Genomic DNA, 17,906 nt, shown 5'->3' on the forward strand with positions numbered 1-17,906 from the left:
TTAAATTAATTCAAACCACTCCTTTAATGAATTGCGCCCAACAAAAACGGACCGCAAACCAAATATGCAACAAAAAAACAGGAAACTTGCCATAATAATTCCGCATAATACGATAACGTTCCTTCAATGACGCTCTACGATTTGCCGTCGTAAGTCCCTCATTTAAATAATTAATAAAACGCAAACGAGTATTTACAATCCCTTCCGCTACTTTCATACAACGAATGCACCAGTCATAATCTGCAGAATAACGATAGCTTAAATCATATTCCGGTGCCAATGTTCGTTTAACAATAAAAGCCTGGTGACAAACCAGCATGCCCATACGAAAACTTTTCCACGTCAAACGTTCCGGAGTTCTTAAACGCCGATGAGCTATAAATTGCCCGTTGTTATCCACTAAATCCGTCTCTCCATAAAGAATATCAGGAATATTCTCCCTTTCAGCCACTTGTGTGATTTTAGCAATGGCATCATTCCCCTGCAATGTATCTCCTGCATTCAGAAAAAGGAGATAATCCCCCGTCGCCTGTTTCAATCCTTTATTCATGGCATCATACAACCCCTCATCCGGCTCGCTGATACAACAATTTACGCAATTCTCATACTTTTGAACAATATCCAAAGTTGCATCCGTAGACTTCCCGTCAATAATCAAATATTCAATATTTGCATTCTCCTGCCTTTCCACACTCTGAATCGTGCGTTCCAATACCTCTGCTGCATTATATGTCACTGTTATTATGGAGAATCTCAAGCTCATTCTTTTGCGTTTAATAATTGATTATACAAGCTGTAATATTTTTGAACAATTATCTCTTCTGTATAATTCTCAAAAACTTTTTTTATACAAGCATAAGAAAGAATAGGTGAATCCTCATTATCTAACACCCATTGAATTCCATTGGCAAGATCATCCGGATTCTTATACTCTGCCAAATATCCATTTACCTTATGATCTATAATATCAGTCTGACCGCTATTGTTAAAACTTACGACAGGACAACCACATGCCATTGCCTCTATTATTGTTTGTCCAAATGTTTCGTAATAAGAAGGAACAACTGTCACATCTGCAATTGCATACAATTCCGCAATCTGCCTATTATCATTCAATAAACCAAATGACACATAAGGTACACGCAAATTCTTTAAAAGGAGATCCTTATTTTTTATTGTCCCAAACAGAAACAAAAGAAGATCATTACGTTTTTGTGACAACATATTTAATGCTTCATTTAAAAATTGAAAACCTTTTATCGAATTGTCTAAACAAACAGCTCCCATCAATACAATCTTCTTATCTATAGGAAAAGAATATTTTCTTCGAATTGTCATTTTTTCCTGAGGTCGAAAAATAGATGTATCTATGACATTAGGAATAACTGTCACTTTCAGATTCTTTGTCAAAGAACTCATTCTAGTCTGTTCTGCCAACCAAGAACTAACCGTTACCAAGTGAATATTTGATGTCTTTATATAACATTTATTCTTCCATACTTGATTAGATAAATCATTTTGTCTGTCTGAATTCAAAAAGGGACATTTCCCGCATTCTTCATAAAAGTTCATACATTCCCACGAATAATGACATATCGCCGTACAAGGCCACATATCATGCATCGTCCATACAATAGGCTTACCCGATTTTAATAATTCCCGTATACCTTTTAAGGAAAGCATGCCTTGATTTATCCAATGCAAATGAATAATATCCGCTTCCTGTAGCTTCTGATGAGTGCTGATATTGATTCCGGTGGCAGCCGTCGAAACTGCAAAAAGTGTTTTTCGAGAAAAACCATTACAAAGGAATATCTTCAAACGCTCCCAACAAAAACGCCCGTAATTTAATAAACGATTATAACAAGAAGTATTTACACTAAAAACATGAGGATCTGCCGTATCTCTATCCCGCACCAACATATTCGCTTCCACCCCATCCAATTTATTTAGAGCTCTCATCAGCCGATTACAAGCAACAGCCGCTCCCCCTCTTCGTTCAGATGTATTCACTAAAAGTACTTTCATTACCTCTGTAATTTCGGTTTAACCAACACTTGTCTTCTGAACCATCTCCATCCCCACCACAAAAAAGACTTGCGAATCTTCACCAAACGATGAAAATAAGGTAAGACAATTTGAACATAAGGCAAATATTGAGTGTCTGCTTCTGTATGACGTTCTACCATCTGCGGATGTGTCAGTGGCAATATCGCCCCCTCCAATTTGTTTTGTATCATCGACTTAGTAGCACATTTCACCTTAAAATGTGTAGCATCTTCTCCAAAACCAATATTTTGAATCAAGGCAACATTAGGAATTATTGACAACTGCCGATTTCGCCAAATATGAAACATAAACTGCCAGTCCCAACCGTCGGTTCCCCGCTTCTTCATGATCTTAAAACGATCCAATTGCATTTGACGATCATTCCATCGAAAATCACACCACTTCAATACCTGCTTGAATTCTTTTAAGGAATAATCATCAAGGAACAAATCAAAACCTTCCCATGTCCATCGCCACGTTGCCCACCCCCAAGTATGCGGATAACAAGAGAAATAATAAGACGCCTCTCCAAAACATTTGCCGCTATAATTATTCCCACTAATTAAAGCCACCTCGTACGTGTCCTTATATCTACGCAACAATTCATCACAATAGTAAAAAAAATCTTCTGAAGGAAAAATATCGTCTTCCAATATAATTCCTTGTTCAACCTGTTCAAAAAACCACGAGATAGCTGCAACTACGCCTTTGCCACATCCCAGATTCTCTGTTCTGAAACAAGTATGCAACTCACAATCCCAATCAATCTGTTTGATTATATCACGCGTCGCACGGCATTTCTCAATATCATCCGGATGATTAGGACGTGGGGCATCAGCCGACACATAAAGATATTTGGGACGTACTTTCCGAATTTGATTAAAAACCCGTTGTGTTGTATCCAAACGATTGAACAGAATCAATAATACCGGTGTATCAAACTCATTTTTCATCACTTAAAGAAGGATTAACGTATAACGTATGAGTCGGCTTTTGCTTTTCTTCTGGGGGTAATTGCATGTAATTACGATACAAATCCGTCAAATATCCATCAGGATTAGCCGGGCAATTAAACGTATGCCCTTCAAATCCTATTTCCGACAACGGATAAATGTCTCGCACCCGATGAACAATCCCGTAAACATTATTATAAGGCACATTGGATATATATTTTCCCCCCCGTAAAAATGTCAAAATCCACCAAATAAGCCAATACTCCCCATAACGAATGCGGAAAAAGAAATATTTCACACACGAGCTTCCTGTAATCCGATGCAAGGCGTTAAAATAAATTTTACTGATACAAATCTTACGGGTTATGTGCTTCACTAACTTCAACGCAAAAGAAGGATAGGAAATAAATTCAAATATCTCCAAACATACCCCGCTAAAAGCAACATCATGAATCCCGTCTTTGCCTAAAAGGAATGAATTTTTATCATACAATCGCACACAATAAAAATACCCTCCTGCATTTTTACGCGTTTGTAATTCAATATGAGTCGGTATTTCCTGGGAAGCCACTTCTAAAAAACGCCTTAAATCCTCTGATGGCATACCGATATCCAAATCATCATCCCAAGGAATAAATCCCTGATGCCTTACAGCTCCCAACAATGTCCCCCCATCCAGCCAATACCTTAATCCATATTTCCGGCAGATACCGTCAAACAACAATAAAATATCCAATATCTTTAATTGGGTAGCCCTTAAATTAGCCTCAACGCTTTTCTGAAGATAAGTATTCCCGTTCCCCATTCTTTCACTGTAATTTCACGTCTATCACTTGTCCTGTAAAATCAGAAGCCAAAGTTTGCAAAGATGCCTCTGCCACCTTCTCCGGTAATAATAGGGTATCTTCCGGTTCATTTCCGAAGTTCTGTATGCGCATAGGTGTTTTCGTACGTTCCGGATTAATGCAATTGACCTTGATTCCCCACGCATCCCATTCTTGGGCAATAGCCTGTACAAAGTTCACCACGGCTGCTTTCGTAGAAGAATAAATGCTATAGAATGCACGCCCGCGTGTATAAGAACTGGAGGTGAAAAAGAGCAATTGCCCTTGTGTCTTTTTCAAATATTCCAACGACTCTAGCGCCACGTTCACCACACCCAGATAATTCACATCTATCGCTTTTCGGAGGGTTTCATAATCCATATTTGCAAGCGGTTCTTTATTCAAAACCCCTGCCGTATTAATGACAAAATCTATCGCATTCTCTTGCTTAGCCACCTCCTCCAAGGCCTTATGCACTTGTCCGCGCTCTGCGACATCCGTCTGATTTAATCTGCGTGAAAAGACATACACGTTGGCTCCGTATTCTTTCAATAGATCCACGATACATTCCCCTATTCCGTAATGCCCTCCGAAGACAACAGCCACTTTTCCCCGGAATTGCTCTCTTTCGAGTTTAAAATCACCCCATTCGCTTTTCTTCAATTGAAAGAATTTATCCAGCAAATAGGTATCTTCCTTGTACGTCAGCTTCATATTGGCTTCTTCGCCGGCAACCACATAAATCTTTTCTTCCGGAAGATATTTTTTCACCACCCCGCAATCGTCAGTCACTTTAAAGGCAGGATCTTGCAAAGCAATCCGATAAGCCTCCCGAATCGTTTCCAATCGAAAAGCCTGCGGCGTCTGTCCGCGCCGGAGACGGGAACGGTCGGGAATCGTCTCGATAAAATCACCCTCCACCTCAACAATCGTATCGGCAGAAGGCAAAGCCACGTCAACTGCCCGATAGGTTTCCAAAGCCTGGACCACATCGTCAATAATACGATGACTCACCAAAGGACGCACCGCATCATGGAAAATAAGATTAATCCCCGGAGCATCATAAGCCTGTATCGCCGATAAACTCGAATCGTAGCGTTCTTTCCCCCCTCTCAGAATCTTTTTCACTTTCTTCCAACCATTCCGAAGCACCAATGATTCAATTTCAGCGATATAAAAAGGATTGGATACAATGGCAATCTCATCAATATGACTATTGTGTTCAAACACATCCACCGTATGTTCAATCACCATTTTACCCGCCACCTTAAAAAACTGCTTTGGCGTAGAAAATCCCAAACGGCTTCCTACTCCCCCCGCTAATATTACTGCAACGTTCATTTACTCCTATTTTCGATAACCCAAAAGATAATTACAAAAGTAACAAAATATATTTATAAGGCAATGACTTTAGTTATTAGCCATATTTTCTACTTTTGTTCAAAATTTATAATAACATTTTATGGATATTTTCAAAAAAATATCCGTTATTATGTGTACATATAACGGAATACCATATATCGAACAACAATTAAACAGCATAGTAACACAGACTTATCCTATTCATGAACTCATTATCCAAGACGATGGATCAACGGATAGCACAATAGAAACCATTCACCGTTTTCAATCCCGATACCCCTATATCCAACTATTCCAAAACGAAAAGCATTTAGGCATCAACCAAAACTTTTTTTCCGCCATGGAGCGCGCTACGGGGGAATATATTGCCATTTCTGACCAAGACGATATATGGCTTGCAAATAAGCTCGAAAAACAAATTGAACACATTGGAAAACATGATATCTGTTTTTCGGCCTATTACGTTGATGATGTATACTCTGACAATTTAAAACAAATAAGAATACCTATCTATAACATAGAAAGCCAAATCTTCGGAAATTATATTGCCGGTCACACCATGCTTATCCGAAAGGATCTGATACAGAAAGTAAATCTCCCCGCTCCTGTTTGTTACGATTACTGGTTAGCTATTTGCGCCCATTTTCACCACGGTATTATCCAAATAGACGAACCCTTAAATTGGCGTCGGCTACATAAATTATCAGCAACAGCTCTTATCAATCAAAAACACAACACTCCAAACTTTTTTACTCCTTATTTTCAGGGTATTATTTACTTAAATAAACTGCGACATAATGAAAACTGGCATTATTTCCTTTCCTATATTTACAACCAATCTCAGCAATCTTCATTACAACTTACACAAAGTTTGTATAAGTATCTGATGAAAAACAATATATTTGCCCTTTTTCACCTATGTTATTTATGTCTCATTTATAAAAATCTTATCTATCCTCAATCTTCTAAAGGTCCTCTATCTTACTTTCGAGCTTTCTTTTTTCCATTCATCTACGCATACCACCATCATTGGGATTTTTGTTCATTCTAATCAAGATATTTAATTACATTTCCTTCCATTCACATACCATTTTCCTCCCCCAATGGGCTGAATATGAGATGTGAATGAAAGTTGTTTTACGCACAGAAAATATCAAAATATTTATAAAATCAATCTATTGGGTCAGAAGGTGCATCAAATATGCGCCAAACTCGATTCCTGATCTTACCAATCAAACGGTTCAATTCTTCTGATACACGCAAACGATGAATCAAAACCGACCAAAATGCTCCGATAACCAAAGAACGGTAACAACCATCCAAGATAGGTGAAATCTTCCATACCGGTAAAATATGGTTCACCCCAAACAACAATACCACCATCCCTATTTGTTTCAGCATGGCCACATCATAGGGATTACCTTTCACTTTCTTCAATACAATCCATTGTTGCCACAAATAGCTGATCAAGCACGTAATAAACGAAGCTACCGCCGCACCTGTAATTCCAAAACGAGGAATCAATAAATAGTTTGTGTAAATCGTTAAAGCAGTCAAGAAGAACGTGAAATACAATCCCCAATAGTAATAACGCGAAAAAGAAATCAACGTCCCTCCGAAATTCAGCGTAATAGCAACTAATTTGCTTAAGCCGATAAAGAATACCACCCACTTCCCCGTCTCATACACATCTCCATTGGGAATAATATCAAAAATGTTATCAATATTAATCCATATCATCAAGAACAGCGAACTCCCGGCGATCAACTGATGCAAAGAAACTTTCTTGTATAACTCATTGGCTTTTACAAAATCCCCCTCTTTCAATGCTGCTGCAGCCAAAGGAGAAGATATGGCAAGGATTGAACGAGCCGGCATCTCAATAACCGCTGCCATATAAAAAGCCACTGTATAGACACCTGCATAATCCAAGCCCATCTTGGAACTAACCATAAATAAATCCAATTGAGCCATAATACTACCCCCAAAAGCCCCGACAATCAGAAATAACGTATAATACAGTATCTTTTTCCGCAAATCCCTATCGATAAAAGCAAAATTATGCTTCATTGAAATGGTTCCAATGTGCGATACATACACAAAGGTACACAACATTGCCATTCCGTACACGCACACACAACCCGTAACCAAACCTGCCAAATCCAGCAATCGGAAAGCATAAAACATATACACCACCAATAACATCACCCGTACACCTACCTCACGAATAAACTTAGGAACCACTATCCGCATCAGCAAATTAGAATAAACCTCCAGCACTGTCCAGAAAAGCAAAAAAAGAGTCAAAGGAACTACCCACGAGGAATATTCGACAAACAGAGGCGACTTTTTGGCAAAAAAGTCAATAATGAGTCCCTTCAAAAGAAAAAATAACCCGATAAACACTGCAGACCCTATTGCCGGCATCAACATCAAATAAAAGAAAAATCCGTTATGATTATTTTCCGGATTCCGAAAATAAGGGAAAAAACGCATGGCCGAAGCAGAAGTACCCAATTGCGCAAAACCGGCCACCAATGCCGCCACTTCATACATCACTTTTGTCAATCCAATAACCTCCGGCTCTACATATTTCGTCAAAATAAAAAAAGTCGTCAAGAAACCTATAAAGGCACCTATGTAATTAAAAACCGTCGCCTTAATGCTCTGCCGAATGATTACTCCCATGTGAATTGTTTTCAGATTAACAAAAGTAAATATTCCTCCCCATAAATACACTATTCGGCTAAAAATATCATAAAATTCACGGAAACATCAAAAAATCCACTCTTTCAAGTGGATTTTTTACGTTTCTTAGCTCCGGAACTTTTCCTTTTATCTCCAAAACGACTTTCATTCTTACGCCATTTATTATTAGCTGTGGAGTTACGCTTCTTGCCCCCAAAATCGCGTCCATTGCGCCGTCCACCGTCTTTTCCGCGGTCTCGGTCTCGGCCATAACGGTCTTTCACTTCCGTCAATGTAAACGGTAATCCATTAAAATTGACATTCCGGAAACAAGCTGCAAAACCGTTTATCCCGCGAATGTCCACCTCAAATTTCGTATTGCCTTCAAATATTCGTATACTTCCTATCTCCAGGCCCTTGCGAGGTGCATTTTCATTAATAATCGCCATCAAATCGCGGGGCGTAAATCCGTCCTCTTTCCCTACATTGACGCTAAATGTTGTAAATTCACGAGCCGATTCCTCCAAGCGACCTCCGCGACGCCTTTCTCTACCTCCCTGTCGTTCAGACTCCGAAAGGTTAAGGTCTTCTACTCCGGCATATTTTTTCAACAATTTGCCGAACTCATAAGCAACAATTTTCTGTATCAACTCTTCTTTGCTCAATTCCGCAAATTTCTCAAACAATTCCTGCTGGTAATTTACCAATGTCTCTTTCGGTTCCGCCGCCAATATTTTATCTGCGTAATACAATAACTGCGCCCGACACACTTCATCTCCTCCCGGCACTTCCTTGTATTCAAATTTCTTCTTAAGTACTCCTTCGATGCGACGCAATTTTCCTTTTTCTTTGGAATGAACTATCGCCACCGAAATTCCTTCCCGGCCAGCACGTCCCGTACGCCCGCTCCGATGCGTATAACTCTCTACATCTTCCGGCAAATTAAAATTAATCACATGCGTCAGATTATCCACATCCAACCCACGTGCCGCCACATCCGTCGCCACCAATACTTTCAAACGTTTAGACCGGAAACGTGCCATCACCTCATCGCGTTGCGTCTGGCTCAAATCTCCGTGCAGTGCGTCACAGTCGATACCGTCTTTCTGCAACTTATGGGCAATATCCCGAGCATCTATCTTGGTACGTGTAAAAATAATCGCATACATATCGGGAGCACAATCAATCACCCGATGCAGTGTCTCATAACAATCTTTCGCCTTTACTTGGTAATACTCATGACGCACCGTATCTGCTCCCTGATTCTTCTTACCTACGGAAATTTCCAGCGGAGAATGCAGATAATTCCGTGCAATGCGCTCCACTTCCCGAGGCATCGTTGCTGAAAACAGATACGTTTTACGCATTTCCGGAGTCTCATCCAGAATAAAATTCAAGTCCTCCTTGAATCCCATGTTCAACATTTCATCCGCTTCATCCAATACCACTGCTTTTACCGCATCAATATCCACTGCCCCTCTCTTTATCAAGTCACATAAACGTCCCGGAGTTGCCACTAATATATGCACACCTTTACTTACATCCCGAATCTGTCTCCGGATATCCGTTCCGCCGTAAACACAAACAATCTGCACGCCAGGACAATATTTGGAATAATTCTTCAAATCATTCCCAATCTGCACACACAATTCCCGTGTCGGACTCAATATCAGTACTTGTATATTCTTTTTCTCAACCTCCAACTTTTGCAACAAAGGCAAGCCGAAAGCCGCCGTCTTTCCCGTTCCTGTTTGCGCCAAAGCGACCAAGTCTCGCTCTTCACTTAAAATAACAGGAATTACTTTCTCCTGTATCGGACTCGGAGTCTCAAACCCTAAATCAGCAATTCCTTTCAGAATCTCCCCGTCTAAACCTAATTCTCTAAATTTTTCCATTCAATATGATTAAATAATCCGGACATTCCGTCTTCTTTCGTATGCCGGTGTTGTAAATAATTCCTCAATCTCTTCCGGTTCCAAATCCGGCTTCAGTACTACTTCCTCCGGACTCAGCAGTAACCCGTTTTCTTCGTGCCGCACCGCAGGCTGGTCTAAAATCTCGATATCATCTTTCGGAAAGCCCGTAGCAATAATTGTCACCGAAATCGCATCACCTAATTCTTCATCCGTTCCTACACCCCAAATTACCGCAGCAGTATCCCCTACCCGATGAATAATAATAGACGTTATCTCCGTCATTTCATTCATCGTTATCTCATTCGTACCCGATGTAATATTCAACAAAATATTCTTCGCCCCGCGAATATCATTATTATTCAATAACGGACTATCCAACGCTTCCGTAATAGCCCGCTTAGCCCGGTCTTCCCCGGAAGCCTGTGCCGCCCCCATAATAGCCACACCGCTATCTGTCATAACCGTTTTCACATCCGCGAAATCCACATTAATATATCCCGGCAACGTTATTACCTCGGCAATACCTTTCGCCGCAATATTCAACACGTCATTCGCCTTGGCAAAAGCCGCCGTAATAGTCTGTGAGCCATATATCCGTTTAATCTTCTCGTTATCTATAACTATCAAGCAATCCACATGGTCTTTCAATCGCCTCAATCCCTCCCGCGCCTGATTCAAACGCTTCGGTCCCTCAAAGCGGGCAGGAATAGACACAATTCCAACCGTCAGTATTCCCATATCCTTTGCCAACCTGGCAATCACCGGTGCAGCTCCTGTACCCGTTCCACCTCCCATTGCTGCCGTAATAAAAGCCATTCGGGTGTTTTTCTTTAACATACGGGTAATCTCCTCCAAACTTTCCTCCGCCGATTTTTCTCCAATCTCCGGCTTATTCCCCGCACCATGTCCCCCTGTCAATTCCACCCCCAACTGAATCTTTATCGGCACCGGACTATTTTCCAAAGCCTGCGCATCCGTATTACACACCACAAAATCCACGTCGCATATTCCTTTGGAATACATATATTCTACGGCATTGCCTCCTCCCCCGCCGACACCGATTACCTTGATAATCGTCGGAGACACTTCATCCAAATTAAAATTTACCAATCCGTCTATCATAATCGACTTTTCTTTTTATTCACACTACTTCATCTCCGTATCCCACGAATCTTCATTAAAAATGTTCCCGAATTTACGCTTAAACCAATTATCCGTATCGGGCATATCGTTTACCCCCTTACGCTGCTTTTCCTCCCGCTGGTGTTGCTGCTTTTTTATCTTCTGTTCCTCTTGTTTCTGTCTCTTTTGCCGCGCCTGCTCTTCCAGTTCAGCCGCTGTCATCGTCACCATTTCCAATTCTTCCGGCAATTCCTCTACCTTAAATACAACCTCCGGTTTCTGTACTCTCGGAGCAACAAACGCTGTACTTCCCACATTCACCCCGACATTCCCATTACGATTGAAACCGACGGCAATCACAGCAACCCGCAACGCATCCCCCAATGTTTCATCCTTCCCCGCTCCCCAAATCACATTCACGTCTCCACCAACCCGCTCCTGCAAATTTTCAGTAATAAGGGTAATCTCATCCATTGTCACTTCCTTTTCTCCATAAAGCATATTCAATAAAATATTGGAAGCCCCGCGAATATCATGACTATTCAATAGCGGAGAAATCAATGCTTCCTCCAACGCTTTCATCGCCCGGTCCTCTCCCGTAGCCTCCGCCGCCCCCATCAGAGCAACGCCGCTATTACGCATCACACCGTCCACATCCGCAAAATCCACATTCACATATCCTTTAAATGTTATAATCTCGGCTATACTCTTGGCTGCTATTGTCAATACATTATCCGCCATCGCAAAAGCCTCCGATAACTTCAAGTCCCCATAAATATCCTTCAAGCGGTCATTCTTGATAATCAACAAAGCATCCACGTATTGCTCCAATTCATCAATACCATCCATGGCCTGTTCCATCTTCCGCCGTCCCTCAAAACTAAAAGGCAATGTCACAATCCCTATCGTCAATATCCCCAACTCCTTTGCTTGTTTGGCAATTTCCGGCGCCGCACCCGTTCCGGTACCTCCGCCCATACCTGCCGTAATGAACACCATCTTCGTCTTGTGAGCCAATAATCCCCGCACAAAATCCATACTCTCTACCGCTGACTGACGCCCCCGCTCCGGCACACACCCTGCTCCTCGTCCTTCTGTCAATTCCTTGCCAAGTTGTATTTTATTCTTCACCGGACTTAAACGCAAGGCCTGAATATCCGTATTGCACACAACAAATTCCACCCCATGAATTCCTTGACGGCACATATGGTTTACCGCATTGCTTCCTCCCCCGCCGACACCTATCACCTTTATAATAGACTCCTTCTGTTCGGGCAACTTCAATGCCAACAACTCATCATTATTATCCATAAATTATATTTACCATTAAACTCATCACTTAAACAAATTGGACAACCATCCCGTTATCCCGCTTTTTTCTTCCACAGGTTCCAAATGCTCACACAAAAGCAATCCCAACACAACCAGACAAGCCGGTGCCTGCAAAATTTCCTCTCCGATAGCCGTTATCCTCTTCGCTTTCGCATATCCTACTTTTTGTCCGGATAATTTCGACAACAATGCATCCGTCCCTGACATCCGACATCCGCCACCGGTAAGCAATATTTCTTTATCATTTTCCGTAAAACGCCATTGCTGCAACTGATACAAAGCGCCCTCCAGCAACTCTTCTAAACGGCACTGTATCACTTTGACCAAATCCCGTCTGTCTACCTGCTTATTTGTATCGGGAATCTGCACTTTACCACTTTTACAAACAGACCGCAATGCCCCTCCGTAAAGCTGTTTCATCTTTTTCGCCTGAGATAATTCCCCCAAACGAAAAGCGCTCTTAATATCCCCCTCTATTGTATTGCATCCCAAAGGCAATAATACCTCATGCTCCAACATTCCATTCCGAAACAACATGACACCCACATGAGCCGCACCCAAATCCAACAATGCAAAACGCGCCTTTGACTCATGCACATCCAACGCTTCCATATAGGCCCTTGCCACTGAGAAGAAATGCACATTCCGTATACCACACTCCTCCAGCAGCTGCCGTACTTCTTTCAAATAAAGCGAGTCGGAAACGTATACTCTAAAACGAACTTCCAGCGTACGTGCCGTCCGTCCCAAAGGATTATCCGTATACTCACCCCGGTCTGTCGAATAGGCAATCGGTATCATATCCACAACTTCCCCTCCTTTGGACGTCACTAGTTCCCTGCATGCATTTTCCGCTCGTCCCAAATCCGATTCCCTTACTGTCTTGCGCTGCACTGATACACTGACTTTATGCTCACTGACCCGGACAGCTTTCCCCGCCAAAGACATATTAAACACATCCACCGGTTTGTCTTTTACCAATTCCTTCAACAAATATTGAATATACGATTTTACCTTTGCCTTATCTACAATCACGCCGTCCTTCACTCCTTGCAAAGCAATCATTTTGATACCAGACAACCGACATTCCTCCCGACCATCCGTCCCCGCAACAGCCATGACCATTTTATCCGAACCAATATCCAAAGATGCCGTCAAACCCATAATATCTGTAATTAATTTATTTTTTTACACAAACAACCTGCTTGTCAAATTTCAAATTGATTTCCTTATACAAATTCCACCCTTTGCGGGCTATTCCCTCTTTCAAAAACAACCGCAACTTCTCCATTTTTTCCTCATACCCCTCCAAAGCACCCAAAACAATTTTAAAGTTTCCAACTTTAGGAATCAATGTTACTTCCCTCTTGTCATTCACTATAATTTGCTCCACATACGCATCCCACAATTTATCTTTCCTCAACGCCATTACAAAAGGATATAACTCTTCACAAGCAAATTCCTTGGATATATTCCCGGTTGCAACCACTACACGAGAAGTATATTTACGTGACAACGGCATTATTTTCCCATCCTCATCAACATAGTAACCCTCTTTGTTCAGTACCCGAAGTACAGGTCTACGTTGTTTGATTTCTACATGGAAATAACCGTCTAAACTGTAGTAAACCTGAGCCGATTTTATAACCGAATTTCCGGTAAGCAGCCGCTCGATGCTGTCCTTATCTACTTTCGTTATGCTTCTCCCTACAATCTCACCATACTTTTTCCTCACAATCCTCATCACATCCCCCTCATCCACAAAAGCATTTATCACCGTATCCTGTACCATTACCCGCATTCCCTTACACTTTATTTCCCCCCGCTTGGCGGAAACAAAGGTAAACACAATTACCAGGTATACAAATAATCCGATAAATAATATGTAAGGGCCTGCTTTATACATATACAGCTAATTTCTCTCTTTTCTAAAAAATTCCGATAACATCGGAACAAAACGGTCTATATCCCCGGCTCCCAACGTTACAAAAACTCCCTCCTTGACATGCTCCTCCACGAAGTTAAAAAACTCTTCTTTAGTAAGAACCGTAGAAGGTTTCGTTACATCCTTACGGATTAATTCGGAAGTAACGCCCGGCATTGGCAATTCCCGAGCCGGATAAATATCCAGCAATATCACCTCGTCTGCCATATTCAAACTCCGGGCAAACCAATCATGCAAATCCGCTGTCCGGGAATACAAATGCGGCTGAAAAGCCACTGTCAATTTTTTCTCTGGCCACACTTCCCGAATAGCTCCTAATACAGCCTCTATCTCCCTCGGATGATGTGCATAATCATCTACATAAATCACCTGCCCTGAAGTATGGATATTAAACCGCCGCAATACCCCCCTGAAACCAGGCAATGCCTCTTTTATTTCCTCCGGTTTCACACCAACCTCCAATGCCAACGTAATTGCCAATGTTGCATTCTCCACATTCATTCGGCCGGGGACTCCCAGTCTTAAATCCTTTATCTCGGCCTTCATTCCGTGATAATCGAATACGGAATACACCCCGTCTATTCTCAACCGATCTGAATAACAATCTACAGGTGTCTCGACACCATAATATCCTGATACCTTACTTTTCCTTAAATTCAACCCCTCTTTCAAAAATACTTTTCCTCCCTTCCTCACCTTACAGGCAAATTCCTCAAAAGCCGCCACTAAATTCTCCCGATTACCATAAATATCCAAATGATCTTCATCCATCGCCGTAATAGCGGCAATTTCCGGAGTCAGCCGTAAAAAAGAACGGTCAAACTCATCCGCTTCCACTACTATATAAGGAGAGGAGATATCCAATAACAAGTTAGTGCCGAAATTCATTGAGATTCCGCCTAAAAAAGCATTACACCCCACCGACGAGTTATACAGCAAATAAGCCAGCAATGTTGAAGTCGTTGTCTTCCCATGCGTACCCGCAATACACAATGCCTTACCTTTCTCTGACAACCACCCCAAAACCTCCGAACGTTTATATAATACAAAACCCTCTTTCTCAAAAAACAGCAACAACTTATTATCTTTCGGAACGGCAGGCGTATATACTACCAATGTGTTCGCCTTATCGCGGTATTCCACACCGATTGCATCCTCCGCATCACGGTAAGTAACGGCAATATGTTCTTTCTCATCCAACTCTTTCGTCAAATCCGAAGGAGTACGGTCATACCCTGCGACCTGATAGCCGTTCGCTTTAAAATAACGAGCCAATGCACTCATGCCGATACCGCCTATCCCCACAAAATAGACATGAGTAATCTGTTCCGATATGCTTTTCATCTCTCTTTGCATCTATCTATCAACTTTAGAACCTCAGAAGCAATCTTCTCATCCGAATTCTGAATGGCCAATCGACCTATATTTTCGGATAACATCCGGCATTGTTTTTCATTTTGAAGCAATCCGGACAAAACCGGAACAAATTGCCCGACAGCCTCTGCATCCTTTATCATTAAAGCAGCTTGTTTATTCACCAACGCCATCGCATTTTTCGTCTGATGATCCTCGGCTACATTCGGAGAAGGAATCAATATTACCGTCTTTTTAAGCAAGCACAGTTCCGAAATCGTACCGGCGCCCGCTCTGGCAACAACAATATCCGCACACGCATAGGCCAAATCCATTCGCTTCAAAAAAGCAGTCAATTTTATCTGTTCAGGTAACAGCCCAGCCAATTCCTCTTTCAATTTCTCATAATAATATCCACCACACTGCCACAAAATCTGCACATCCTCCCATATTCCCAACTCCTGCAAATGTTCCTTTACCATTTTATTCAACGTACCGGCCCCCAAACTGCCGCCCGTAATCAAAACCGTTTTTCTCTCCGGATTCAACCCGTAATAAATATAGCCTTCCTGACGTTTCCCTTCCTCATTCATTAAATCTTTTCGTACAGGATTTCCGGTAAAAATAATCTTCGACGGTTCAAAGAAACGCTCCATCCCCTCGTAAGCCACGCACACTTTAGCAGCTTTCTTTCCTAACAATTTATTCGTCACACCGGCATACGAATTCTGTTCCTGCAACACCAACGGGATCCCCGCTTTGGCAGCCACCCGTCCGATCGGACCGCTGGCATAACCTCCGACCCCGACCACTGCATCGGGATGAAATTCTTTTACAATCTTCTTTGCTTTCTGTAAGCTCTTCCACAAATTAATCAGCACCTTCACGTTCTCCCATGACAACTTTCTTTTCAATCCCCTCACAGGTAGACCCACAATCCGGAACCCCGCTTCCGGCACTTTTTCCATCTCCATCTTTCCCTCCGCACCCACAAACAAAATATCCACCTCTTTGTCCATATGCTTCAACGCATTGGCTATTGACAACGCCGGGAAAATATGTCCTCCGGTTCCACCTCCGCTTACAATAATTCGTTTCATACAACTTTTTTAATTATTCATATCCGGGAATTTCACTCTCTACCCCAACTATTTCTTCTTTATTCTCCTCTTCCCCCTCCTCTGTATTCTCATTCAAAACCTTCTCTTCATCCATAAATGTGTGACTGACACTCAATATCATTCCCAAAGCAGCACTTGTAAACAATAACGACGTTCCTCCCATACTGACCAATGGCAACGGCTGTCCCGTCACCGGAAAAACTCCCACACAAACCCCCATATTCACAAAAGCCTGAAAAACGATACTCAACCCCAACCCCGTTACCAACAATGCCGGGAAAGTACGTGTACACTTTCTTACAATCACCCCCACCCGAAATAATACAATCAAATAAAATAGCATAATTGCGCCTCCTCCCACCAAGCCATACTCCTCTATAATAATGGCAAAAATAAAATCGGAATAAGGGTGCGGCAGAAAATTACGCTGCTCGCTGTTACCGGGTCCAACTCCTAAAAAACCGCCTTTCGCCACAGCAATTTTAGCTTGCTCTGCCTGATAATCATATCCCTCTTTCTGACCACCTTTAAAAAAAGCCATTATCCGAGCTTTTATTGTCGCCACACGTCCGATTTTTTCAAACTGCGGCACGGTAAATGCCAATAATAAAATCAATCCGACCGTTCCAAGCAATGCTCCTATTGACATAAACATCAAACGCAACCTCAAACGCCCCACAAACAACATGGTCATACAAATAAGCCCCAATAAAAAAGAGGTTGAAAAGTTATCCAGAAATATCAGAAATATTACCGGACCTACATAGAGCAAAACACTTTTCAACGCTTCATCACTACAGCCTCTCTCCGTCTGATAATAAGTAATAATCCGGGCTACATACAAAATAACCCCGATTTTTGCCAATTCCGAAGGCTGAAAAGTAAATCCGATACCCGGGATTGTAATCCAGCGATCAGCATCATTCAGATTCGTCCCCGCAAATTTCGCCCATAAAAGGAATATGAATGACATGCCCAAAATAATCTTGGAAAATCTAAACAAATACCTGTAATGAACCGACTGCAATCCCAAGATAAGCACAAAGCACACCACCATCAAGATAAGTTGCTTTATCAGGTAAAAACTCGTATTCCCATGTTTCACGCTGTATGCCAACCGACCGGTGGACGAATACACCACCATCACGGAAGCAATCATCAACCCGATAATCACATACCAAAGTACTTTATCTCCCTTAAAACTTATCTTATTCTGCCAATTAAACATATACCATATCTTA

General features: G+C 41.8%; 15 protein-coding genes. 1 reads left to right on the forward strand and 14 read right to left on the reverse strand.

Annotated elements, in window-relative coordinates; translation table 11 throughout:
• Positions 1-10: 10 nt before the first annotated feature.
• From NFR61_RS04630 to NFR61_RS04650, 5 genes are read right to left on the reverse strand one after another with little or no spacing between them, the layout of a single operon-like run.
• Positions 11-763, reverse strand: a complete 753-nt coding sequence (locus NFR61_RS04630; RefSeq protein WP_251621059.1) for a glycosyltransferase family 2 protein — start codon at positions 761-763, stop codon at positions 11-13.
• Positions 760-2,028, reverse strand: a complete 1,269-nt coding sequence (locus NFR61_RS04635) for a glycosyltransferase family 4 protein (protein WP_251621061.1) — start codon at positions 2,026-2,028, stop codon at positions 760-762. Before NFR61_RS04635 ends, NFR61_RS04630 begins: the two co-directional genes overlap by 4 nt.
• Positions 2,028-3,002, reverse strand: a complete 975-nt coding sequence (locus NFR61_RS04640) for a nucleotide-diphospho-sugar transferase (protein ID WP_251621063.1) — start codon at positions 3,000-3,002, stop codon at positions 2,028-2,030. The genes NFR61_RS04635 and NFR61_RS04640 overlap by 1 nt, the downstream gene beginning before the upstream one ends.
• Positions 2,992-3,807 (reverse strand): LicD family protein, encoded by an 816-nt coding sequence (locus NFR61_RS04645; RefSeq protein ID WP_251621072.1) that lies wholly within the window; start codon positions 3,805-3,807, stop codon positions 2,992-2,994. The genes NFR61_RS04640 and NFR61_RS04645 overlap by 11 nt, the downstream gene beginning before the upstream one ends.
• A 4-nt stretch (positions 3,808-3,811) precedes the next feature.
• Positions 3,812-5,167 (reverse strand): bifunctional cytidylyltransferase/SDR family oxidoreductase, encoded by a 1,356-nt coding sequence (locus tag NFR61_RS04650; protein ID WP_251621074.1) that lies wholly within the window; start codon positions 5,165-5,167, stop codon positions 3,812-3,814.
• A gap of 121 nt (positions 5,168-5,288) precedes the next feature.
• Here NFR61_RS04650 and NFR61_RS04655 point away from each other — a divergent pair, with 121 nt between their 5' ends.
• Positions 5,289-6,239, forward strand: coding sequence for a glycosyltransferase (locus NFR61_RS04655; RefSeq protein ID WP_251621076.1), 951 nt, complete (start codon positions 5,289-5,291; stop codon positions 6,237-6,239).
• Positions 6,240-6,358: 119 nt separating this feature from the next.
• Here the strand turns inward: NFR61_RS04655 and NFR61_RS04660 are convergent, their stop codons facing one another.
• The 9 genes from NFR61_RS04660 to NFR61_RS04700 form a co-directional block, all read right to left on the reverse strand.
• Positions 6,359-7,876 (reverse strand): lipopolysaccharide biosynthesis protein, encoded by a 1,518-nt coding sequence (locus NFR61_RS04660; protein ID WP_251621078.1) that lies wholly within the window; start codon positions 7,874-7,876, stop codon positions 6,359-6,361.
• A 104-nt stretch (positions 7,877-7,980) separates the two neighbouring features.
• A complete protein-coding gene (locus tag NFR61_RS04665) occupies positions 7,981-9,771 on the reverse strand; it encodes a DEAD/DEAH box helicase (protein ID WP_251621080.1) in 1,791 nt (596 codons plus the stop codon).
• A 9-nt stretch (positions 9,772-9,780) separates the two neighbouring features.
• Positions 9,781-10,914 (reverse strand): cell division protein FtsZ, encoded by a 1,134-nt coding sequence (gene ftsZ / locus NFR61_RS04670; protein WP_251621082.1) that lies wholly within the window; start codon positions 10,912-10,914, stop codon positions 9,781-9,783.
• Positions 10,915-10,938: 24 nt separating this feature from the next.
• Positions 10,939-12,225: a cell division protein FtsZ gene (gene ftsZ, locus NFR61_RS04675; protein WP_251621084.1), complete on the reverse strand. Its 1,287-nt coding sequence runs from the start codon at positions 12,223-12,225 to the stop codon at positions 10,939-10,941.
• Positions 12,226-12,249: 24 nt separating this feature from the next.
• Positions 12,250-13,410: a cell division FtsA domain-containing protein gene (locus tag NFR61_RS04680; protein WP_251621086.1), complete on the reverse strand. Its 1,161-nt coding sequence runs from the start codon at positions 13,408-13,410 to the stop codon at positions 12,250-12,252.
• A 16-nt stretch (positions 13,411-13,426) separates the two neighbouring features.
• Complete coding sequence (locus NFR61_RS04685; protein WP_251621088.1) at positions 13,427-14,152, reverse strand: cell division protein FtsQ/DivIB; 726 nt, start codon at positions 14,150-14,152, stop codon at positions 13,427-13,429.
• A 6-nt stretch (positions 14,153-14,158) separates the two neighbouring features.
• Positions 14,159-15,547 carry a UDP-N-acetylmuramate--L-alanine ligase gene (gene murC / locus NFR61_RS04690; RefSeq protein ID WP_251621090.1) on the reverse strand — a complete coding sequence of 463 codons (1,389 nt, stop codon included), beginning with the start codon at positions 15,545-15,547 and terminating at the stop codon, positions 14,159-14,161.
• Entirely contained in the window at positions 15,532-16,644 is a 1,113-nt protein-coding gene (murG, locus tag NFR61_RS04695) for an undecaprenyldiphospho-muramoylpentapeptide beta-N-acetylglucosaminyltransferase (protein WP_251621092.1), read from the reverse strand. The genes murC and murG overlap by 16 nt, the downstream gene beginning before the upstream one ends.
• A gap of 13 nt (positions 16,645-16,657) precedes the next feature.
• Positions 16,658-17,893, reverse strand: a complete 1,236-nt coding sequence (locus NFR61_RS04700) for an FtsW/RodA/SpoVE family cell cycle protein (RefSeq protein ID WP_251621094.1) — start codon at positions 17,891-17,893, stop codon at positions 16,658-16,660.
• Between the last annotated feature and the right edge of the window lie 13 nt (positions 17,894-17,906).

This window comes from Odoribacter lunatus (genome assembly GCF_943193135.1).
Taxonomy (GTDB): Bacteria; Bacteroidota; Bacteroidia; order Bacteroidales; family Marinifilaceae; genus Culturomica; species Culturomica lunata.

Coding starts and splice junctions, on each gene's coding strand:
- NFR61_RS04635 (WP_251621061.1), bottom strand. CDS start 2,028: ATGAAAGTACTTTTAGTGAATACATCTGAACGAAGAGGGGGAGCGGCT.
- NFR61_RS04665 (WP_251621080.1), bottom strand. CDS start 9,771: ATGGAAAAATTTAGAGAATTAGGTTTAGACGGGGAGATTCTGAAAGGA.
- NFR61_RS04700 (WP_251621094.1), bottom strand. CDS start 17,893: ATGTTTAATTGGCAGAATAAGATAAGTTTTAAGGGAGATAAAGTACTT.
- NFR61_RS04655 (WP_251621076.1), top strand. CDS start 5,289: ATGGATATTTTCAAAAAAATATCCGTTATTATGTGTACATATAACGGA.
- murG (WP_251621092.1), bottom strand. CDS start 16,644: ATGAAACGAATTATTGTAAGCGGAGGTGGAACCGGAGGACATATTTTC.
- NFR61_RS04630 (WP_251621059.1), bottom strand. CDS start 763: ATGAGCTTGAGATTCTCCATAATAACAGTGACATATAATGCAGCAGAG.
- NFR61_RS04650 (WP_251621074.1), bottom strand. CDS start 5,167: ATGAACGTTGCAGTAATATTAGCGGGGGGAGTAGGAAGCCGTTTGGGA.
- NFR61_RS04640 (WP_251621063.1), bottom strand. CDS start 3,002: ATGAAAAATGAGTTTGATACACCGGTATTATTGATTCTGTTCAATCGT.
- NFR61_RS04645 (WP_251621072.1), bottom strand. CDS start 3,807: ATGGGGAACGGGAATACTTATCTTCAGAAAAGCGTTGAGGCTAATTTA.
- ftsZ (WP_251621084.1), bottom strand. CDS start 12,225: ATGGATAATAATGATGAGTTGTTGGCATTGAAGTTGCCCGAACAGAAG.
- NFR61_RS04660 (WP_251621078.1), bottom strand. CDS start 7,876: ATGGGAGTAATCATTCGGCAGAGCATTAAGGCGACGGTTTTTAATTAC.
- NFR61_RS04680 (WP_251621086.1), bottom strand. CDS start 13,410: ATGGGTTTGACGGCATCTTTGGATATTGGTTCGGATAAAATGGTCATG.
- NFR61_RS04685 (WP_251621088.1), bottom strand. CDS start 14,152: ATGTATAAAGCAGGCCCTTACATATTATTTATCGGATTATTTGTATAC.
- murC (WP_251621090.1), bottom strand. CDS start 15,547: ATGCAAAGAGAGATGAAAAGCATATCGGAACAGATTACTCATGTCTAT.
- ftsZ (WP_251621082.1), bottom strand. CDS start 10,914: ATGATAGACGGATTGGTAAATTTTAATTTGGATGAAGTGTCTCCGACG.